Source organism: Paracoccus aerodenitrificans (assembly GCF_027913215.1).
Classification (GTDB): Bacteria; Pseudomonadota; Alphaproteobacteria; order Rhodobacterales; family Rhodobacteraceae; genus Paracoccus; species Paracoccus aerodenitrificans.
Genome location: NZ_CP115784.1, coordinates 1669197 through 1688881, shown reverse-complemented (window position 1 = coordinate 1688881; position 19685 = coordinate 1669197). Strand labels below are relative to the sequence as shown.

Below are 19685 nucleotides of genomic sequence, written 5' to 3'. Positions count from 1 at the left end.
ATCATCATGCGCTCAAACGCGGGCGAGGGGGTGATGGTTCAGTACCAGATCGCGCATCCGCGCATCCAGTACATGCGTATAGGTTTCGGTCGTCGATAAATCGGCATGGCCAAGCAGGGTCTGGATCGCCCGCAGATCCGCGCCGCCTTCCAGAAGATGTGTGGCGAAGGCGTGGCGGATGACATGCGGCGTGACCCTGGCCGGGTCGATATTTGCGGCAAGCGCAAGCTCCCGGATCAGATCGTTCATGGATTTGCGGGCCATATGTCCCGTTGAGGAATTGGCCGGAAACAGGAACCGCGCCGATTTCCCCGCCACCAGACGGCCAAGCGGCGTATCGCGCCCGGCATTGTCCCGCAGTTTCAGCCAGTCGCTCAGCGCCTCGCGGGCGGCGTTTGACAGAGGCACCATGCGTTCGCGCCCGCCTTTTCCCCGGATCAGCAGAAGCTGGGGATCGCCGCGCGTGGCCGCGACCGGCAGCGAGACAAGTTCACTGACCCGCATCCCGGTGGCATAGAGAAGCTCGATCAGGCAGCGATTCCGCGCCCGTTCAGTCTCGGTTCGTCCGCTGCGCGGCACGGCGTCCAGCAGCCGCGAGACCTCATCCTGCGACAGCACTTTCGGCAGGTGCTGCGTCTTGCCGGGACCTTCGATCCGCAGTGCGGGGTCGTCCTCGCGCCAGCCTTCCTCAAGCGCGAAACGGGTCAACTGGCGAATCGAGGACAACCGCCGGGCGCGGGTCGCGCGGGACAGACCCTCGGCTTCGCAGGCCGAAAGATAGGCGGTGATGTCGTCGCGTGTCACATCGTTAAGGCTCAGCGCCTTGTCCTCCATCCAGACCGCGAAATCGCGCAGGTCGCGCCCATAGGCGAGGATCGTGTTCCGCGCCGCGCCTGCCTCTGCCGCCTGTGCTTCGAGGAAGATCGAGATGCGTGACAACATGCTCATTGCGCTGCCTCTTTCAGCAGCGGGTCCAGTGCGATTTGCGTGGCGACGCGCCGCGCATCGGCGATCAGCCCAAGCTGGCGCAATGTCTGCACCCCACGCGCGGCGCGGGTGACATCGCCCTGTATCCCTGCATCCGCATCCGCCAGAGCGCCGAATAATGCCGGTGCAAGGGCTATATCGTCCCCGGGATCGGGGGCGGGAGGAAGATCGGCCGCAAAGACCGGAGCCAGAGCGCCAAGTGCCGCCGAGACCGGTTCCGGCTGCCCGCCGGAGGCCAGTGCCAGCAGGGCGATATCAAGCTGATTTTCCGGCGCCCGCGTCACCTCGGTATCCCCGATCCAGAGTTTCAGCCACAGCGCCAGCCGCGCCGCATTGCCCTGCAACATGCCGGGCTGAAGCTGCGGAGCGGCCATCATCGCGAAAGCGTCGCGCATTCCGGCATGTTCCATACGCCGGAACGCGGTCACCAGTGCCGGACCGATCCGCTGAGGATCGCCCGTTGCCAAGGCTGCATCCAGAGCCTGAATCGCCGCCGCGCGTTCCCAGACCCCGCCGGATGCGGCGGGGCGTTGCGCGGTATAAAGCTGATGCAGGCTCTGCGCGGGCAGGGCGCGGGCGCGGGCCAGTCTTTCGGCGGCCTCAAGCTGCGCTTTCCACCCGGCATGATCGTCGAGATCCGACCACGCATAGGCAAGATCGAGATCGCCGGTCGGCAGAGGCCGTCCGATCGCCTCATGCAGACGGAAGGCCAGCGGGGTCATCGGATCGGTCACGGCGATCTCTCCGGCGGTTTCGGCACCGGCATCGTCAAGATAATGAGTCAGAAGATCGGCCATTTGCGGATCAATCATCTTCAGCCGTCCTGCACCGATCAGCACAAGCGCCGCACCGGACCAGTCTCCGTTCTGTGCCATGCAGAAGATACGCGCCGCCGGATCGGTGATAATCCCCGGCGCGGCTTCCATGCGGGTGCAAAGCTGGCTGTCTCCGCCAAGCAGCAGGGACAGGTCGAAAAGCCTGCGGAAACTCTCGCTTGTCTCGGTGCCGGTGGCCTGAAGCAGATCGCGGGCCGAGGGCAGCGCCCCTTGCGAAATCAGCTCATCCACGCGGGCAAGGAAGAACGCCCCCGTCTGGTGATCGCCCGAGAGGGCGGGCGGGGCAAGCTGCGCCTCCAGCACCCGGCGGGCGATCTGTGCCGAGGCCGGTATCCGGGGCTGCGCCCGGATCATCCGCAATGCCGTATCGAGATCCGTGCCGCGCCAGAAATCATCCGGCAACCCTGCCTGTCGGGCGGAAATGATCCCCGCCCCGTCCGGGTTGGCCGCCCCGAGGCGGCGCACATCCACAGGAACCGTTGCCGCTGACGTTGCAATATCGTCCGGCGGTTCGACCCGTTTCACCGGCGCAGGCGCGGGCCGCCTGCGCGACGCATCGCGCGGCACCGGGTCTCCGGGTCGCCATGCGCTGCTGTAGCCGGGCGGGTTGCCCTCTCCGCGCAGCCAGTCATTCGCCGAAAGCGGAGCCTGCTGCGCGGATGCGACCGTCACGGCCAGCCCGGCAGCAAGAAGCAGCGCCGGGAAAATGAGCTTCGGATCAATCAAGATCATTCGCATCCGCTGGTTGTGCATCGGCGGGCGCAGGGTCCTGACCGGAATCGCTGTCCTCCGCAGGCTGATCGGCATCCGCCGCTGCGGTTGCCGGAGTGGCGGCAGGTGCGGCCCCGGTATTCAGGCTGACAGGCTGGCGGATTTCCTGCTGCCGCGGCTCCATATCGCCCAGATAGGCATAGCCGGTCAGGGCCAGCAGAGCCAGCACCACAAGCACCACCAGAATTTTAAGCAACCGCATTTCTTGCCCTTTCGCCTGCAGCCTCATCCGGTCTTTCACCCGGTTTTCCCGCTTTATAACTGGCATTTCCGGAAAGATCACGCCATTCACGTCAGGAATTGAGAGGAAGCGCGGATGAAGGGACAGATCGTTCTTATCGGGATGATGGGGGTGGGAAAGACCGCCGTGGGTCAGGAAATGGCCCGCCAGCTTGGGGTCAGCTTCACCGATATCGACGCCGAGATCGAACGCGCCGCCGCCATGTCCATCCCCGAGATCTTCGCCCGCGACGGAGAGGCGTTCTTCCGCGACCGCGAATCGATGGTCCTGTCCCGTTTGCTCGGTGGCCCGCATGGGGTGATTTCCACGGGCGGCGGGGCATGGATTCAGGCGCGGAACCGTTCCCTGATCCGCGAGGCAGGGCTTGCTGTCTGGCTGGATGCCGATCTCGACACGCTGTGGGAGCGGGTGCGTCAGCGTCCGACCCGGCCCTTGCTGATGACGGGGGATCCGAAGGGAACCCTCGCCACGCTGATCGAATCGCGCAGCCCGGTCTATGCCCGTGCCGGATTGCGGGTGCAGTCCGATTCGAAGGCCGATGTCGAAACCACCGCCCGCCGCGTGATTGCCAGCATCCGCGACGCCCATCCCGAATTTCTGGAGGCCAGATGACCCGAACCGTTCACGTTCCGCTTGGAGATCGCGCTTATGACGTTCGCATCGGCTCCGGCCTGATCGGGCAGGCGGGCAGGGAGATCGCGCCTTTGCTGACCCGCCCGCGCGTGGCGATCATCACGGATGCCAATGTCGCGCCGCTGCATCTGCCCAACCTCAGGGCCGCCTTGCAGCGCGAGGGGATTTCCAGCGAGGCGCTGATCCTGCCTGCGGGCGAGGCCACAAAGTCATGGGAGCATCTGACGCGCAGCGTTGAATGGCTGCTGGAACAGCGGATCGAGCGGCGCGATATCGTTATCGCTTTTGGCGGCGGAGTTATCGGCGACCTAGTCGGTTTCGCCGCTGCGATCCTGCGCCGTGGGGTGCGCTTCGTGCAGATCCCGACCTCGCTTCTGGCGCAGGTTGACAGCTCGGTCGGCGGTAAGACCGGGATCAATTCCGGGCATGGCAAGAACCTGATCGGAGCCTTTCATCAGCCCTCGCTGGTGCTGGCGGATATCAGCGTGCTGGACACGCTGCACCCACGCGATTTTCTTGCCGGATATGGCGAGGTGATGAAATACGGCCTGCTTGGCGATGCCGGTTTCTTCGACTGGCTGGAGCAGAACGGCCCGGCCCTGCGCGATGACATGGAGGCCCGCGCCCATGCTGTCGCGCATTCCGTCGCCATGAAGGCCGTCATTGTCGAGCGCGACGAAACCGAGCAGGGCGAGCGTGCGCTGCTTAATCTTGGCCACACATTCGGCCATGCGCTTGAGGCAGCGACCGGCTATTCCGACCGGCTGCTGCATGGCGAGGGCGTGGCAATCGGCTGTGCGCTTGCTTTCGAACTGTCAGCGCGGCTTGGCCTGTGCAGCCAGGAGGACCCTTCGCGTGTCGGAACGCATCTGGCTGAGATGGGAATGCCCTCGCGGCTGTCGGATATTCCGGGCGATCTGCCGGACGACGCAACGCTGATCGGGCTGATGGGGCAGGACAAGAAGGTCGTGGACGGACGGCTCCGCTTCATTCTGGCCCGCGCTATCGGAGAGGCGTTCATGTCCGATCAGGTCGGGTCAGAGGATCTTGCTGCGGTGCTGGCCGGTTCCCGCTGAGCTATCGGGCAAGATCGGGGGTGCCTTGTCATCGTTTCGGACGAGACGGCGCATAAGTTGTGCCTTCTCTTAATCGCTTTCCAATGACGTGGTTGACCACCGGCGCGGTCTCGTGCGCTATTGTGACCATCGTGTTACGCCGTTAAGGAATTGCCGTCCCGGCGTTGCGATACGGTCTCAGACGGGCTGCGAAAAGAAAGCTGAATAACAATGACGAAGCCCAATTTTCTTATTATCGGGGCTCAGAAGGCCGGGTCCGACAGGATTGCCGAGATTCTGAAAAAGCACGAAAATGTCTTCATCCCCGAAAGCCTGGAGCCTCAGCATTTCAGCCGGATCGATTGCGAAGACCCTGACCGGGTCAAAGCTTATCTGAAGCAGTTTGACGATGCCGGTTCCACGCATGAATGGGTGGGCGAGCATACTTCCGGCTACTTCTGGTCAAGCAAAACCGGAACATTCGCCGACCAGCCGCCGAAATCCCACAACCCTGATATTCCCGGTTCCGTATCGCGCATCCTCGGCCCCGATACCCGCATGATCGTTGCATTGTGTCATCCGGTTTATCGCGCGATCTCGGCCTATATTCATCATGGCCGCCGCAAGAGGATCTCAGAGGATCAGTATCTGCGTGACGTGGTCGGGCGGCTTGGCATTGCCGATATCGGCTTCTACGAAAAACATCTTGAGGCGTGGGAGAGGGTTTTTCCCGCCGAGCAGATCCAAGCTGTCATCTTTGAAAGCGAGATTGCGTCAAATCCGTATCGCGGCCTGAAGCTGATCTGCGATTTTCTGCAGATTGATTCGGAGGGTTTCCGGAATTTGTCCCTGAAAATAAACAATGCGAATGAGCAGTTTTCGCGGCATGATAATCGCATTGCGACCGGGATTTCTGGTCTTAATGATATTCGACCTGACGATGTGGCCTATCTGTTGGATCTTTACGCCCCGACGCTGAAAGCTCTTCATGAGCGTTTCGGTGATCGGCTGGCGTCGTGGAAGGCCGAAACGGAACTCCTGCAGCATTTCGCGCGTGAAAAATCCTGGCCGGGGCTGGCTGGCAGGAAAACCGGAACTATTCGCGCCGAATTAAGCCCGGTCCGCGCCGCTTTGACCGGGCGCAAGCAGCTGGCGCGGTACGGAGTAGATGTTCATCCCGATGTCGTTGCGCGATTGCCCGAAGGGCTGATGCTGGAACCTCCTGCGCGGATCTACCAAGCTACGTTTCGCGGCAAATCCTCGATGGGGGCGTTTTCGTATACCGTTTCGGGAGCGTTCTATACGACGGATATCGGTCGTTATTGCTCAATCGCATCGGCGATAAATATCGGGCAGGGCAATCATCCGATGGATTTCCTGTCGACCCATCCGGCTTTTTTTCAGGGAAGCTTCAAGATCGCGACGGGCGACAAATATCCATATAAGAAACATTACGATGCTGATCGCGTTGTCCGCTCGGTTGCAAGAGCCGCGCATAAAGCCACTGCGGCGCGGACCCGGATTGGCCATGATGTCTGGATCGGCCACGGAGCCAGTGTCATCTCCGGCGTCAGGATCGGTGACGGAGCGGTGATCGGCGCGAATGCGGTGGTCACGAAGGATGTTCCACCTTATGCTGTGGTCGGCGGGGTTCCGGCAAAAATTATCCGGTATCGTTTTCCGGAGGAAATCATCGGGCGCCTGCTGGCATCTGAATGGTGGAGTTATGCTCCCTGGCAGATGCGGCATATCGATTTTTCGAATATCGGGAAGGCCGTCACAGCGGTCGAAAAGATGCGACAGGATGGAGTTGAACCCTATGTCCCTGATCGTGTCGAGATCGTCTGGAACAGTGAAGAAGCGCTTCCCGCTGCGGAGCAGAGCATACCGAGAAGGTCGCGAGTTGGCCGATTGCTGCGAGCAGGGAAAAAACTTGTCGAGGAAAAGCTGACAAGGGACGGCTGATCAGTCGTCCCTTGCGTGATTTTTTTAGTTTACCCGATCAGAACGGAATTTCGTCGTCGAAATCGGGACGGCCGCCGCCGCCTTGATTGCCGCCCGAGGGGCCATCGCCATAGCCGCCGCTGTCGCCATAATTTCCGCCACCGCTGCTATAGCCTCCGCTTCTTCCACCACCGCCGCCGCCTTCGCCGCGACCGTCCAGCATGGTCAGCTCGCTGCGATAGGGGCGCAGCACGACCTCGGTCGTATAGCGGTCCTGCCCGGACTGGTCCTGCCATTTGCGGGTTTCAAGCTGGCCCTCGATATAGACCTTGCTGCCCTTGCGCAGATATTGCTCGGCCACGCGGGCCAGAGGTTCCGCGAATATCGCGACAGAGTGCCACTGCGTGCGTTCCTGCCGCTCGCCGCTGTTGCGGTCCTTCCACTGTTCCGAGGTGGCGATGCGCAGGTTCACAACTTTACCACCATTCTGGAATGTGCGGACCTCGGGGTCCTGACCCAGATTGCCGATCAGGATGACCTTGTTGACGCTGCCTGCCATCTTCTACCTTTCCTTCGGGAGTCGCAATGGTCTAGCCCGGCTGGCGGGCGTGGGGCAAGGCTTATTCCGGGACAGTTTCCCGGCCCTGCCGCACCTCATCCGCCCGATTCCGCAATCCTCAACGGGCCAGAGGCGTTGCGGAAACAAGGTAAACAGCTATAGGCGAAAAGCCGCCGATCCTGCGAAGCCAGGGAACCGGCTTGCCAAGTTACTGGCGATATGTTCGAAATCGCGTATAGTCACCCCATAATAATAAGATGTTGGGAACGGGACATGATCGGCAGAGCATTGAAAAGCCTCGGCTTCATGACGAAGATCGGCGTTATCGCCGCTTGCGTCGCGACCACCGCGCCCTCTGTTGCTTCGGCTGACGGGCTGGCACTGAAGCGTGTGACAGAGCGTAATCGTCAGGCGCAGTTTTCACGGCAGAAACAACTGATGGATTCGCGACTGGCCAGCCAGTACCAGCAATCCAAGCGGCTGCGTCCGACTGGTCGGCAGGTTGTAAACGTCACCACGATCGAATTGTCGCCGACCATCTCGACCAAGGCCTATTCGGGCAAGAATTCGGCGTATATTCCGCAAGCACAGGCAATGGCGCGGAAATATGGTATTCCCGAGGCGCTGTTCCTGCGGCTGGTTAATCAGGAATCGCGCTGGAACCCGAATGCGCGTTCGCATAAGGGCGCGATGGGGCTGGCGCAGCTTATGCCGGGAACGGCACGTACTCTGGGCGTCAATCCGCGCGATCCGGTGCAGAATCTGGAAGGCGGCGCACGCTATCTGCGCATGATGTATAATGAATTCGGCGATTGGCGTCTGGCGCTTGCGGCCTATAATGCCGGGCCGGGTGCGGTGAAAAAATATGGTGGTATCCCGCCTTATCGCGAAACCCGCAATTATGTGCGGATCATCGCAGGCGGCTGATCCGGGCTGAAAATGCGGAAAAGGGGCCTTTCGGCCCCTTCTTTCATGGCTGTATTCCGGTCAGCGCGTCGCCAGTGCCGAGGGGATGATGCGGGTGTATTTGGTGCCCTCGATCGCTGCGCCGGCCATGATCCCGGTTTCGCCGAAGACCATTGCGACCACGGGATGTTCGCGCGTGATCGTGTCGGTGCCATAGCTCATTCCATCAGCGGGCAGCGCATAGAACGCACCCGCTCCGGCGACCCATCCCGGCGCGGCGCGGAAATTCTGCAATGCTGCGTCGGTCTGGAACACAAGCACATGCGCGAACTGACGCGCACCGGCCTGCAAGCCGATAGAAGCCTGCGCCGCCGAATAGTAATCCGCCGTCGTGCCGTTGACGCGCAGCGCACCCTCTCCATAGGTCCCGCCAACGCCGAAAGCCGCCTGTGTCATCACCGGCATGACCAGCACACCACGCGAATTCTCGACGATGGGGCGCGTATTCGGATATTTGGCGAACAACTCGTTCAGCGTCGCGTTGACGCGGCCCTCAAGCGTCTGGGTCGCATTTGTCGCAAGCCCGTTATTACAGGCTGCAAGCGTCAGCACTGCGCCCCCGGCAATAAAGCCGCGTCGGGTCAAAACCTTGTGGTGTCCCATGCTCTTATCCCCATTATTTTGAGGTATTTTAGCGATTTTCCTGCGCTCAGGCTAGAGATTCCGCGATCTGAGGGGCAAAATAGGTGAGGATCCCGTCGCAGCCCGCCCGACGGAAGGCCAGAAGGCTTTCGGCGATAACATCGCGGCTGAGCCAGCCCTGACGGATCGCCCCCTCGATCATCGCATATTCGCCGCTGACTTGATAGGCGAAGGTCGGGGCGGCGAAGGTGTCCCGCACCTCGCGGCAGATATCCAGATAGGGCATGCCGGGTTTGACCATGACCATATCCGCGCCCTCGGAGAGATCGCGGGCGACGCAGCGCAGCGCCTCTTCACGATTGGCGGGGTTCACCTGATAGGTTTTCTTGTCTCCGACCAACCGACCCGAGGCGCCGACCGCGTCGCGGAATGGTCCGTAAAAGCCGGATGCGAATTTCGCGGCATAGGACATGATCGCGACGTCCTGAAACTCGTTTTCCTCCAATGCCGTGCGCAAAGCGCCGATCCGCCCGTCCATCATGTCAGACGGGCCCAGAATATCCGCCCCGGCTTCGGCCTGAACAAGCGCCATGCGGACCAGACAGGCGACGGTTTCGTCATTCACGATCACCCCGTCGCGGACGATGCCGTCATGTCCGTTGGCGTTATAGGGATCGAGCGCGATATCGGTCATCACCACCATTTCCGGCACCGCATCCTTGATCGCGCGGATGGCCCGGTTGCCGATATTGTCGGGGTCCCAGGCCCGTTCACAGCTTTCGGTTTTCAGCGCCTGATCCGAATGTGGAAAGACGCAGATCGCCGGGATACCCAGCCTTGCCGCGCGTTCCGCGGCGGCCTTGACGCTGTCGACCGTATAGCGCTGAACGCCGGGCATCGAGGGGATCTCGGTATCCTCGCCCTGCATCTCGGTGACAAAAACCGGCCAGATCAGGTTTTCGGCGGACAGCAGGGTTTCGGTGACCATCTCGCGCAGGGCAGGGCTGCGGCGCAGGCGGCGCAGGCGCGACTGAGGGAAAGGGGCAACGATTGGCGTGACAGACATGCGGGTACCGGGCTTTCGACTTTTCCTTGTTCCGCTGCTGTTCTAAGCTTGCACCCGCCCCACGACAAGCAGGCTGGCATAAGTGTTTCTCTCTGAATTTTTCTCTGTCCTCGATTCCAGATCATTTTCCTCTCCGTGGTTCTGGCTGGTGTTCATCGGACTTTGGGCGATGTCCGGCCGTGCCGTTCTGGGTGTGCCGAATGATGTTCTGAGCAATGCCCGCCGTGCGCTCAGCGAAGCGCAGGGCCGGGACGGTGCGGCTGACCTTCTGCTGCTGCTCGACTGGCTGTCGCTGCATGTTCCCAGATGGAGGATCGCGCGGATGACCGGGGCGATCCTGACCGGGCTGATCGCCTTCGCCCTGACAGTTCTGGCAGTGCTCGGCTTTTATTTCGGCCTTGAGATGGCGCAGGCGGTGACCTTGCTGGCATGTCCTTTTGCGCTGCTTCTGGGGCTGAAGATGCGGCTGGCTCATCAACTTTACTGGGTGGTCGAGGCGGCGCATCTGGGCCAGTCGCCCCGCGATGCCGGGGCCGAGGCGATGAAGCACATCAACCACTACCGCATCCTGCATATGCTCATCTCGCTTCTGGCCGTGACGGTGACGGCGATGTATGCGTCGCTGTGGCTGCTGCTGCATCCGAACGGGTTGTGACCTTGACCCCGCCCGTGGGCCGGTTATCTGGACCGCATGGCAGATCAGATCACCCTATCCGGCTCCCCAGAGGGCTATGACGCGGCACTTCTGGCGCGAGAGGCCGGGCGCGGCCCGGTCATCCATATCGCCCGCGACGACCGCCGGGCTGAGGCCATGCGCGAGGGGTTGCGCTTCTTCGCCCCCGATCTGATCGTTTTGGAATTTCCGGCATGGGATACGACGCCGTATGATCGTGTGTCGCCCGCATCCGAGGTGATGGCGGCGCGGATGGCGACTTTGGCCATGCTGGCGCATCAGGCGGTGCCGGGGCGTTTCGTGGTGTTGACGACACTGAATGCTGCGCTTCAGCATGTCCCGCCGCGTGAGACTGTCGCGGCTTCCAGTTTTACCGCCCGGGTGGGTGACCGCATCGACGAGGGCGGGTTGCGGGCATGGCTGGCGCGGATGGGTTTCGCGCAGGCCCCGACCGTGACCGAGCCGGGCGATTACGCGATTCGCGGCGGGATTATCGACATCTATCCGCCCGGACCCTCGGGCCCGATCCGGCTGGATCTGTTCGGCGATGTGCTGGACAGCGCCCGCCTGTTCGATCCCGAGACGCAGCGCAGTGCAGGCAGACTGGACCGGCTGGAACTGGTGCCGATGTCCGAGGTGATCCTTGACGAGGACGCCATCACCCGTTTCCGCACCACCTATCGCGCCGAATATGGCGGCGGGGCGAATGATCCGCTTTACGAGGCCGTCAGCGCGGGCCGCAAACTGGCCGGTGTAGAACATTGGCTGCCGTGGTTTCACGAACGGCTCGACAGCATTTTCGATTATCTGCCCGACGCCTCGGTGATGACGGATGACCGGCTGGATCAGGTCCGCGAGGCGCGGTGGGAGATGATCCGCGAACAATATAACGCCCGCCGTGAGGCTGCGGGGCGTCGTGTGGGTGAAACGGTCTATCGCCCCGTCGCGCCCGAGACGATGTTTGCCGGGGATGCCGACTGGACCCGCTGGCTGTCCGACCGCCGTGTACTGCGCCTGTCGGTGAATGCCGCGCCTCCGGGGCCGGGCGTGCTGGATGCGGGCGGCAAGGTGGGTCGCAATTTCGCGCCGGAGCGGCAGGCGGAGCAGCTTGACCTGTTCGGCGCACTCGCCGCGCATCTGAGGGAATTGCGCAAGACCCATCGCATCGTCATTGCCAGCTTCTCGGATGGCGCACGCGAACGCCTGCGTGGGCTGATCGCGGATGAGGGGATCGAAGGGCTCACCGATATTTCCCGCCTCTCGGAGCTGCCGGACCAGCCGGGGGCGCTTGGCCTGACCGTCTGGCCGCTGGAGGAAGGGTTTACCGCCGATGGCAGCGCTGTGGGTCGGCTGGCGGTGATCTCGGAACAGGATGTTCTGGGCGACCGGCTGATCCGGGGTGCACGCAAACGGCGGCGGGCCGAGAACTTCCTCAAGGATACCACCGCCCTTACCCCCGGCGATCTTGTTGTGCATGTCGAACACGGCATCGGGCGTTACAAGGGGCTGGAGACCATTACCGCAGGCGGTGTGCCGCATGATTGCGTGGCGCTTGAATATGCGGGCGGGGATCGTCTTTTCCTACCGGTTGAGAATATCGAACTGCTCAGCCGCTATGGCCATGAGGAAGGTCTGCTGGATCGCCTCGGCGGCGGCGCGTGGCAGGCGCGGAAAGGGAAGCTGAAGGAACGGATCCGGCTGATCGCGGATCGCCTGATGCGCGTTGCCGCCGAGCGTCTGCTGCGCACCGCCCCCGTGCTGGAACCCGAACATCACGACTGGGAGGCGTTCTCGGCCCGCTTCCCCTATACCGAGACCGATGACCAGATGGCCGCGATTGACGACGTGATGGCGGATCTGGCGAATGGCCGCCCGATGGACCGGCTGATCGTCGGCGACGTCGGCTTCGGCAAGACCGAGGTGGCGATGCGGGCAGCCTTTATCGCCGCCTCGCAGGGCAAACAGGTTGCCGTGATCGCGCCGACCACGCTGCTGGCGCGTCAGCATGCCCGCAGCTTTGCCGACCGGTTCCGTGGCACGGCACTGAATGTGCGGGCCTTGTCGCGCTTCGTGTCCGCCAAGGAAGCCGCCGCGACGCGGGCAGGGCTGGCCGATGGCAGTGTGGATATTGTCGTCGGCACCCATGCCGTGCTGGCCAAGGCGGTGAAATTCCGCAATCTCGGCCTGCTGGTCATTGACGAGGAACAGCATTTCGGCGTCTCGCATAAGGAGCGCCTGAAAGAACTGCGCAGCGATGTTCATGTGCTGACCATGACCGCAACTCCGATCCCGCGCACATTGCAATTGTCGCTGTCCGGCGTCCGCGACCTGTCCATCATCGGCACGCCCCCGGTGGACCGTCTGGCGATCCGCACCTATGTCAGCGAATTCGACAGCGTGACCATCCGCGAGGCCCTGTTGCGCGAAAAATATCGCGGCGGGCAGAGCTTCTTCGTCGTCCCGCGCATCGCCGATCTGCCCGAGATCGAGGATTGGCTGCGCGAGCATGTCCCCGAGATCAGCTTTGTCGTGGCGCATGGCCAGATGGCGGCGGGCGATCTGGATCAGCGGATGAATGCGTTTTACGACGGGCAATATGACGTGCTGCTGGCGACGACGATTGTCGAAAGCGGGCTGGATATCCCGACCGCGAACACGATGATCGTCTGGCGGGCGGATATTTACGGCCTCGCGCAGCTTTACCAGATCAGGGGCCGGGTGGGGCGCTCGCGGACCCGCGCCTATTGCTATCTGACCACGAAACCCCGAGCGCCGCTGACCCCGCAAGCCGAGCGGCGGCTGAAATTTCTGGGCAATATCGACGGGTTGGGGGCAGGGTTTAACCTTGCTTCACAGGATCTGGACCTGCGCGGCGCAGGCAATCTTCTGGGTGAAGAGCAATCCGGCCATATCAAGGAGGTCGGCTTTGAACTCTATCAGGCGATGCTTGAGGAAACCATTGCCAAGCTGAAGTCCGGCGAGCTGGAGGGCACGCCCGAAGATGAATGGGCGCCGCAACTTAATCTTGGCGTGCCGGTGACCATTCCGGAAAGCTATATCGCCGATCTCGATGTCAGGCTGGGTCTGTACCGGCGACTGTCGGATATCAGCACCAAGGTCGAGATGGAGGGTTTTGCGGCGGAGCTGCATGACCGTTTCGGCCCCGTCCCGCGCGAAGTGAACATGCTGATGAACGTCATCCGCATCAAGGCGATGGCGAAACGCGCCAATATCGCCAAACTGGATGCCGGGCCGAAAGGGGCGACGGTTCAGTTCCATAATGACAAATTCCCGAACCCTGCCGGTCTGGTCGCATTCCTTACCGATCAGCGCGATCAGGCGAAGGTCAGCGATAACAGGATCGTCATCCGCCGCGACTGGAAAACCGATGGGGAGCGGATCAAGGGGGCCTATGCCATTGCGCGTGATCTGGCGGCGAAGGCGAAGGGCTGATCAAAAAGGCGACCCCGAAGGGCCGCCTTTGCAATCTGTGTAAGGGTAAGATCAGCGCTTCTCCTGATCCAGCCCGTCACGGTCTCGCAGTCCGCGGTTATCGTCCTCGATCTCGACTTCGGTTTTCCGGACAGTGTCCTCAACCGTCTCGACATGGCTTTCGCGGTTCTTGTTCAGCGCGATTTCCTCGACGACGCGGGCCTCTTTCTGGACCACGGCTTCCTCGCTGTGTTCGCGAGCCTCGATCACGCGCTCTTCAAAGGCACCGTCGCCAGCGGCGCGGTCGACCGGGCGGCGCTCGATATTGACGCGCTCACTGGTCAGTTCGACCTCTTCCGAGACCGGAACTTCACGCACATAGGACCGCACGCGAACAGTACCTAGATCGACATCGCGCTTGCCGATATTGATCTGTTCCTCGACCACGTCGATCTTTTCGCCGGTCGTGTCCAGCCCGGTACGGTCGGCATCGCGCGTGTCGGAAGCAACAGCGGTCGCGCCCAGAGGGCCGGTATAGGTGGCCGTATCCCAACCATCATCCCGCCATTCGGTCTCGCGCTGATCCAGATCGACCGAGCCTTCGCGTTCCAAAATCTCCAGCGCCGGCTGCACCAGATTTTCCGGTACATTCGTCGCGGTCACCAGATAGCCGCCACGGCTCAGCCCCTCGGCATAGGCAGCACGGTCGTCATCGGGGAAGAAGAAATCGCCGAGAGCTTCGAAGAAGCCGCGGCTTTCGGCGTCTTCGTGGCGAACTTCGCCATAGCCGGGATTTTTCTCGCCATGCAGCACGACATCCGTCGCCCCGATCTCGCGCAGAGCGGAGGCGGCACGGTCGGCCTCGTCGCGGGTGTCGAACATTGCGGACAGGGTGCGACCGGTGTTTTCATAGGCCATGATCAATTCTCCTTGGCAGGATGGGCGCCGGGGTCGTGGTTGGGCGAGGCCGTATCGTCCGGTTCAAGACGGGTTTCGACCACGCGCTGACGGCGCAGGGTGACAGGAACGTCGACCTTTTCTTCGGTCTCGGTCTGAATGAGATGCACCTCCTCGACGAGCACGAGCTCGGTGCGCAACACCGCGCGCTCTTCAAGGACGGGAATGATGGTAACGCCGTTTTCCTTGCGGATGGGCGGCGCAGTTTCGACCACCTCTCCGCGGGGAACACGACGGATTTCGACGGCAGAGCCGTGAAGCGTCGCGGTCAGGACGTCTTCACGATGTTCGACACGCGTTTCCAAACGGACCCCGCCCTGATCGATCTCGCGCTTGAGAATCGAGGCGTGTTCTTCGGCGACCTCGATAATCTTCTCATCGCGATTTCCGGCTGTGCGGAGCCGCTTGCTTGCGTTGTCATCCGGGTCGGTCAAGACCTGTATCCCTTAATTGCATCGGTGCGGGAACACGCGAGGCGGGCAGGTGGTTCTGCTAATCTAAATTAACGCGACACGGGGAACCAAACCGGATTTCGGGATTCCCGTATAAGATCAGTTCGATGCGTGGCGAGGGCCGGGAACAGGGTGCTGTGCATCGTACCAAAAATATGGTTGCAAACCTGAATTTGTCGTCAATCCAATCAAAAAGGGGGAAGAAAACTTCCCCCTTTTGTAGTCAGTCAGCGAGGATTGAGCGCATCAATCTGCGGTCAGAAGCGGCGTGTTGTTCTTGCCGCCAATGCGCGGGGCTTCCGGCCCGCTGATGTCGAAGACAGGCTTCTCATCCTCGATCCGGACCTTGACCACGCCACCTTTCGTCAGCCGGCCAAACAGCAATTCCTCGGCCAGAGGTTTCTTGATGGTTTCCTGGATCACGCGGCCAAGGGGACGCGCACCCATCTTGTCGTCATAGCCTTTCTCGGCCAGCCAGTTTGCCGCCTCGGTAGTCAGTTCAATGTGGACGTTGCGGTCCATCAACTGTGCTTCAAGCTGGAGGACGAATTTCTCGACCACTTGAACGATCACGTCACGCGACAGTGGCGCGAAGCTGATCACCGCGTCCAGACGGTTGCGGAATTCGGGGGTGAAGGTCTTCTCGATCGCTTCGGTATCCTCACCCTCGCGGCGGTCCCGACCGAAGCCGATCGCGGCCCTTGCCAGATCCGCAGCCCCGGCATTCGAGGTCATGATCAGCACGACATTGCGGAAATCCACACTGCGGCCGTTATGGTCGGTCAGCTTGCCGTGATCCATCACCTGAAGCAGGATATTGAACACATCCGGATGCGCCTTCTCGATTTCGTCCAGCAGCAGTACGCAATGCGGATGCTGGTCGACGCCGTCGGTCAGAAGCCCGCCCTGATCGAAGCCGACATAGCCCGGAGGCGCTCCGATCAGGCGGCTGACGGCGTGCTTCTCCATATATTCGGACATGTCGAAACGCAGCAGCTCAACCCCGAGCGTATCGGCAAGCTGCTTCGCCACCTCGGTCTTGCCGACGCCGGTCGGGCCTGCGAACAGGTAATTGCCGATGGGTTTTTCAGGTTCGCGAAGCCCGGCCCGCGCCAGCTTGATCGCCGAGGACAGCGCGTCGATAGCAGCATCCTGACCGAAGACCACACGTTTCAGGGCCGTGTCCAGATCGCGCAGCACCTCGGCATCGTCCTTGCTGACCTTTTTCGGCGGAATACGGGCAATCTTGGCAACGACTGCCTCGATTTCCTTGGGCGAGATGGTCTTGCGCCGCTTGCTTTCCGCAACCAGATGCTGCGCCGCGCCGGCCTCGTCGATCACGTCGATGGCGCTGTCGGGCAGTTTGCGGTCATTGATATAGCGGCTTGCCAGTTCCACCGCGCTTTTGATCGCGTCATTGGTATAGCGCAGCTCGTGATGGGCTTCGAAATGCGGTTTCAGACCCATCAGGATCTTGATCGAATCCGGCACGGAAGGTTCGTTCACGTCGATTTTCTGGAACCGGCGGCTGAGGGCGCGGTCCTTTTCGAAATGCTGACGGAACTCCTTATAGGTGGTGGACCCCATGCAGCGCAGCTTGCCGCCCGCAAGAGCCGGTTTCAGCAGGTTCGAGGCATCCATTGCCCCTCCAGAGGTCGCGCCCGCACCGATCACGGTATGGATTTCGTCGATGAACAGAATCGCGTCGGGATGCTGCTCAAGCTCTTTCACGACGGCTTTCAGCCGTTCCTCGAAATCGCCGCGATAGCGGGTTCCGGCCAGAAGTGCGCCCATATCCAGCGAAAAGATCGTGGCACCAGCCAGAACGTCAGGGGTCTGACCCTCGACGATCTTCTTCGCGAGACCCTCGGCAATGGCGGTCTTGCCCACGCCGGGATCGCCCACCAGAAGCGGGTTGTTCTTGCGGCGGCGGCAGAGGACCTGAATGCAGCGCTCGACCTCGGACTCGCGACCGATCAGCGGATCGACATCGCCGTTTATCGCCTTGGTGTTCAAATCGACGCAATATTTCTCAAGCGCGGTTTCGTCTTTCTGCGCCTGAGGCTGGGGATCGTCGTCCGATGTATGCTCGGCCCCCGTCACCGGGCGGGCTTCGCTGAAATCGGGGTTTTTCGCGACGCCATGCGCAATGAAATTCACCGCGTCATAGCGGGTCATGTCAAGTTCCTGAAGGAAATACGCGGCATGGGATTCGCGTTCGGCAAAGATCGCCACCAGCACATTGGCACCGGTCACCTCGGCACGTCCCGAGGACTGGACATGAATCGCCGCGCGTTGAATTACCCGCTGGAACGCAGCGGTCGGCACGGCTTCCGAGCCGTCCACATCGGTGATCAGCGTCGACAGATCGTCATCAAGAAAATCGCTGAGGCTCTGCCGCAGTTCGGCCAGATCGACATTGCAGGCACGCATCACGCGCACAGCGTCGGGTTCGTCAGTCAGCGCCAGCAGCAAATGTTCCAGCGTCGCCAGTTCATGGCGACGTTCATTGGCAAGCGCGAGCGCAGCATGGATAGCCTGTTCCAGCGAGGTCGAAAATGAGGGCACTTGCGTCTCCTGTCAGTCTGTCCGGCGGTTTGGACCGAAGTCCACCTGCACAGACTGTCATCGTCAGTTTAAGGATTGGTGGATTTCGCCGGGATTCAAGTCAATTTTACGAAACAAGGCGAAATCTTCCATCGGTGGTTACAATCTGGGCGCAGATCGGCGGGGTTTCAAGCTTTTCCCAAAGGTCAGAAATTGTCCTTCATTTTACGAAGCCTGGCAAAGGCCGCAGCTGCATCGGCCTCGCCAAGCGATTCAGCAAGTTCGGGCGCACGAAGGAACGGGTTGGTAAGGCGTTCTTCCTTCAACGTGGCTGGGGCGCAGGGCCGGAGGCTGTTCGCGGTTTCCTCGATTCGTTGGGTCAGTTCCGGATTGTCGGGGTCTACCGAACTGGCGAAAGCCCCGTTGCCCGCGCAGTAATCATGCCCCGAGCAGATCAGCGTATCTTCCGGCAGCGCGTTCAGGCGTATCAGGCTGTCCCACATCATTGCAGCGTCGCCCTCGAAGATGCGGCCGCAGCCAAGCGCCATCAGGCTGTCGCCGGTAAAGGCGGCCTTCGCGTCGGGCAGGTAGAAGGCGATATGGCCGACCGTATGGCCCGATACGTCGATGACACGGGCCTGCAATCCGGCAGCCTCGGTGGTCTCGCCCGGATTCACCTGAATATCCAGATCGGGCAGGCGATGCGCGTCGGCGCGGGCTCCGGTCACGCTGGCGCCGGTCTTCGAGACGATCTCTGTCACGCCGTCGATATGATCGCCGTGGTGATGCGTCAGAAGGATCTGGTCCAGAGTCCAGCCTCTTTGTGAGAGCGCATCGAGGATGGGTCCAGGCTCCGGCGCGTCGAACAAGGCCGTCATGCCATTTGCCCGCAACAGATAGGCGTAATTATCCTGAAGGCATCGAACCGTGACGATCTCGGTGTCGGACATTGCAAACTCCTGTCATTTGCGGGCAGTCTGGACCCTGAATCGCAATGCCGCAACCCGGACCAGATGCATCACGACGTCATTGATCTGAGACGCTTTTATTACAATCGCTCTCTGGGGCGGGTGGCGCAGCGTATTCTGCGGGACCGGCTGCTTGCGAACTGGCCGGCGGACAGCGTGACCGGAATGAACATCGCGGGATACGGATTCGCCGTGCCGATGCTGAGGCCGTATCTGGCGCGGTCGCGCCGGGTGACCGGGCTGATGCCGGGGCCGCAGGGGGTCATGGCCTGGCCGCAGGGCATGGCAAATCACAGCGTGCTCTGTGACGAAACCGCCTGGCCGCTGGACACGGGCAGCGTCGACCGGCTGGTGATCTTGCACGGTCTGGAAAGCTCGGATCATCCGACCGCCTTGCTGGCCGAGGCGTGGCGGGTGCTGGGGCCGGGTGGGCGCATGGTGGCGATGGTGCCGAACCGGGCCGGGTTGTGGGCGCGGATCGACAACACGCCTTTCGGCTTCGGGCGCAGCTATACAAGCGGTCAGCTTGAGCGTCAGGCCGAGGCTGCGGGATTCGTTGCCGAGCGTTCCGGCGCGGCGATCTATATCCCGCCATCCGACCGGCGTTTCTGGCTGCGCAGCGCGATGTGGTGGGAGAGGCTGGGCGGCAGGATCGCCTCGATGCTGGTTGCCGGGGTCATCTGGGCCGAATTTTCCAAGCAGGCATCCGCGCCCGCCGGGCCGGGACAGGGGATGAAAGTTCCAAGCCCGCTGGATGTGCTGGAGGGAATCGCGCGGCCGCGCCCGGTGCGGGATCCTGCGGCCAGAGATGCGGGGTAGACGGGGCTTGCCGGTGGTTATCGGCGGGATTCGTAGCCGGCACAGCGATTCCGGCCTGTAATTGCTGCGTCGCGGCAATGTTCCGCGCCGGGGCGATCATGGACCGGGCCGGGCTGCTTTGCACAGTTGACGCAGCGCCAGCAGCGGCTGGCTGCACAGAGCATCGCGACTGACGCAAAAAACCGTGATGCGGCGGG

Annotated in this window: 17 protein-coding genes; 7 read left to right on the top strand and 10 right to left on the bottom strand. The window is 61.8% G+C overall.

What is annotated here, in order from left to right; translation table 11 throughout:
• Positions 1-12 precede the first annotated feature (12 nt).
• Genes PAE61_RS09705 through PAE61_RS09695 form a run of 3 tightly spaced genes read right to left on the bottom strand, consistent with a single transcriptional unit; the run spans position 13 to position 2796 of the window.
• Positions 13-948 (bottom strand): tyrosine recombinase, encoded by a 936-nt coding sequence (locus PAE61_RS09705; RefSeq protein ID WP_271112196.1) that lies wholly within the window; start codon positions 946-948, stop codon positions 13-15.
• Positions 945-2555: a hypothetical protein gene (locus PAE61_RS09700; RefSeq protein ID WP_271112195.1), complete on the bottom strand. Its 1611-nt coding sequence runs from the start codon at positions 2553-2555 to the stop codon at positions 945-947. The genes PAE61_RS09705 and PAE61_RS09700 overlap by 4 nt, the downstream gene beginning before the upstream one ends.
• Positions 2542-2796 carry a hypothetical protein gene (locus tag PAE61_RS09695; RefSeq protein ID WP_271112194.1) on the bottom strand — a complete coding sequence of 85 codons (255 nt, stop codon included), beginning with the start codon at positions 2794-2796 and terminating at the stop codon, positions 2542-2544. The genes PAE61_RS09700 and PAE61_RS09695 overlap by 14 nt, the downstream gene beginning before the upstream one ends.
• Before the next feature lie 114 nt (positions 2797-2910).
• Between PAE61_RS09695 and PAE61_RS09690 the strand changes: the two genes are divergently transcribed.
• The 3 genes from PAE61_RS09690 to PAE61_RS09680 all read left to right on the top strand — a co-directional run bounded on the left by PAE61_RS09690 (position 2911) and on the right by PAE61_RS09680 (position 6488).
• Entirely contained in the window at positions 2911-3447 is a 537-nt protein-coding gene (locus PAE61_RS09690; protein ID WP_271112193.1) for a shikimate kinase, read from the top strand.
• Entirely contained in the window at positions 3444-4544 is a 1101-nt protein-coding gene (gene aroB, locus PAE61_RS09685; protein ID WP_271112192.1) for a 3-dehydroquinate synthase, read from the top strand. The genes PAE61_RS09690 and aroB overlap by 4 nt, the downstream gene beginning before the upstream one ends.
• Positions 4545-4754: 210 nt before the next feature.
• Complete coding sequence (locus PAE61_RS09680) at positions 4755-6488, top strand: DapH/DapD/GlmU-related protein (RefSeq protein ID WP_271112191.1); 1734 nt, start codon at positions 4755-4757, stop codon at positions 6486-6488.
• Positions 6489-6525: 37 nt separating this feature from the next.
• Here PAE61_RS09680 and ssb read toward each other — a convergent pair whose 3' ends face one another.
• On the bottom strand, positions 6526-7026 hold the full coding sequence (gene ssb / locus PAE61_RS09675; protein WP_271112190.1) for a single-stranded DNA-binding protein: 501 nt from the start codon (positions 7024-7026) through the stop codon (positions 6526-6528).
• Positions 7027-7299: 273 nt separating this feature from the next.
• Here ssb and PAE61_RS09670 point away from each other — a divergent pair, with 273 nt between their 5' ends.
• Positions 7300-7953: a lytic transglycosylase domain-containing protein gene (locus tag PAE61_RS09670; RefSeq protein WP_271112189.1), complete on the top strand. Its 654-nt coding sequence runs from the start codon at positions 7300-7302 to the stop codon at positions 7951-7953.
• Between the two features lie 60 nt (positions 7954-8013).
• Here the strand turns inward: PAE61_RS09670 and PAE61_RS09665 are convergent, their stop codons facing one another.
• Together PAE61_RS09665 and hemB are read right to left on the bottom strand one after the other, a co-directional pair.
• On the bottom strand, positions 8014-8595 hold the full coding sequence (locus PAE61_RS09665) for a lipid-binding SYLF domain-containing protein (RefSeq protein WP_271112188.1): 582 nt from the start codon (positions 8593-8595) through the stop codon (positions 8014-8016).
• A gap of 46 nt (positions 8596-8641) precedes the next feature.
• Positions 8642-9640, bottom strand: a complete 999-nt coding sequence (gene hemB, locus PAE61_RS09660) for a porphobilinogen synthase (protein ID WP_271112187.1) — start codon at positions 9638-9640, stop codon at positions 8642-8644.
• A gap of 82 nt (positions 9641-9722) precedes the next feature.
• Between hemB and PAE61_RS09655 the strand changes: the two genes are divergently transcribed.
• Both PAE61_RS09655 and mfd read left to right on the top strand, forming a co-directional pair.
• Positions 9723-10295, top strand: a complete 573-nt coding sequence (locus PAE61_RS09655; protein WP_271112186.1) for a hypothetical protein — start codon at positions 9723-9725, stop codon at positions 10293-10295.
• Positions 10296-10331: 36 nt separating this feature from the next.
• The gene (gene mfd / locus PAE61_RS09650) at positions 10332-13766 is read left to right on the top strand and encodes a transcription-repair coupling factor (RefSeq protein ID WP_271112185.1); all 3435 of its coding nucleotides are present in this window, start codon (positions 10332-10334) and stop codon (positions 13764-13766) included.
• A 51-nt stretch (positions 13767-13817) separates the two neighbouring features.
• On the opposite strand, the gene PAE61_RS09645 is transcribed toward mfd, so the two are convergent.
• The 4 genes from PAE61_RS09645 to gloB all read right to left on the bottom strand — a co-directional run bounded on the left by PAE61_RS09645 (position 13818) and on the right by gloB (position 18651).
• Positions 13818-14663, bottom strand: a complete 846-nt coding sequence (locus PAE61_RS09645) for a YsnF/AvaK domain-containing protein (RefSeq protein WP_271112184.1) — start codon at positions 14661-14663, stop codon at positions 13818-13820.
• A gap of 2 nt (positions 14664-14665) precedes the next feature.
• Positions 14666-15136: a YsnF/AvaK domain-containing protein gene (locus PAE61_RS09640; protein WP_271112183.1), complete on the bottom strand. Its 471-nt coding sequence runs from the start codon at positions 15134-15136 to the stop codon at positions 14666-14668.
• A gap of 264 nt (positions 15137-15400) precedes the next feature.
• Positions 15401-17722, bottom strand: coding sequence for an ATP-dependent Clp protease ATP-binding subunit ClpA (gene clpA, locus PAE61_RS09635; protein WP_271112182.1), 2322 nt, complete (start codon positions 17720-17722; stop codon positions 15401-15403).
• 185 nt (positions 17723-17907) lie between these two features.
• Positions 17908-18651 (bottom strand): hydroxyacylglutathione hydrolase, encoded by a 744-nt coding sequence (gene gloB, locus PAE61_RS09630; RefSeq protein ID WP_271112181.1) that lies wholly within the window; start codon positions 18649-18651, stop codon positions 17908-17910.
• A 63-nt stretch (positions 18652-18714) separates the two neighbouring features.
• On the opposite strand from gloB, the gene PAE61_RS09625 reads away from it, so the two are divergent.
• A complete protein-coding gene (locus tag PAE61_RS09625) occupies positions 18715-19488 on the top strand; it encodes a class I SAM-dependent methyltransferase (protein ID WP_271112180.1) in 774 nt (257 codons plus the stop codon).
• Positions 19489-19685 lie beyond the last annotated feature (197 nt).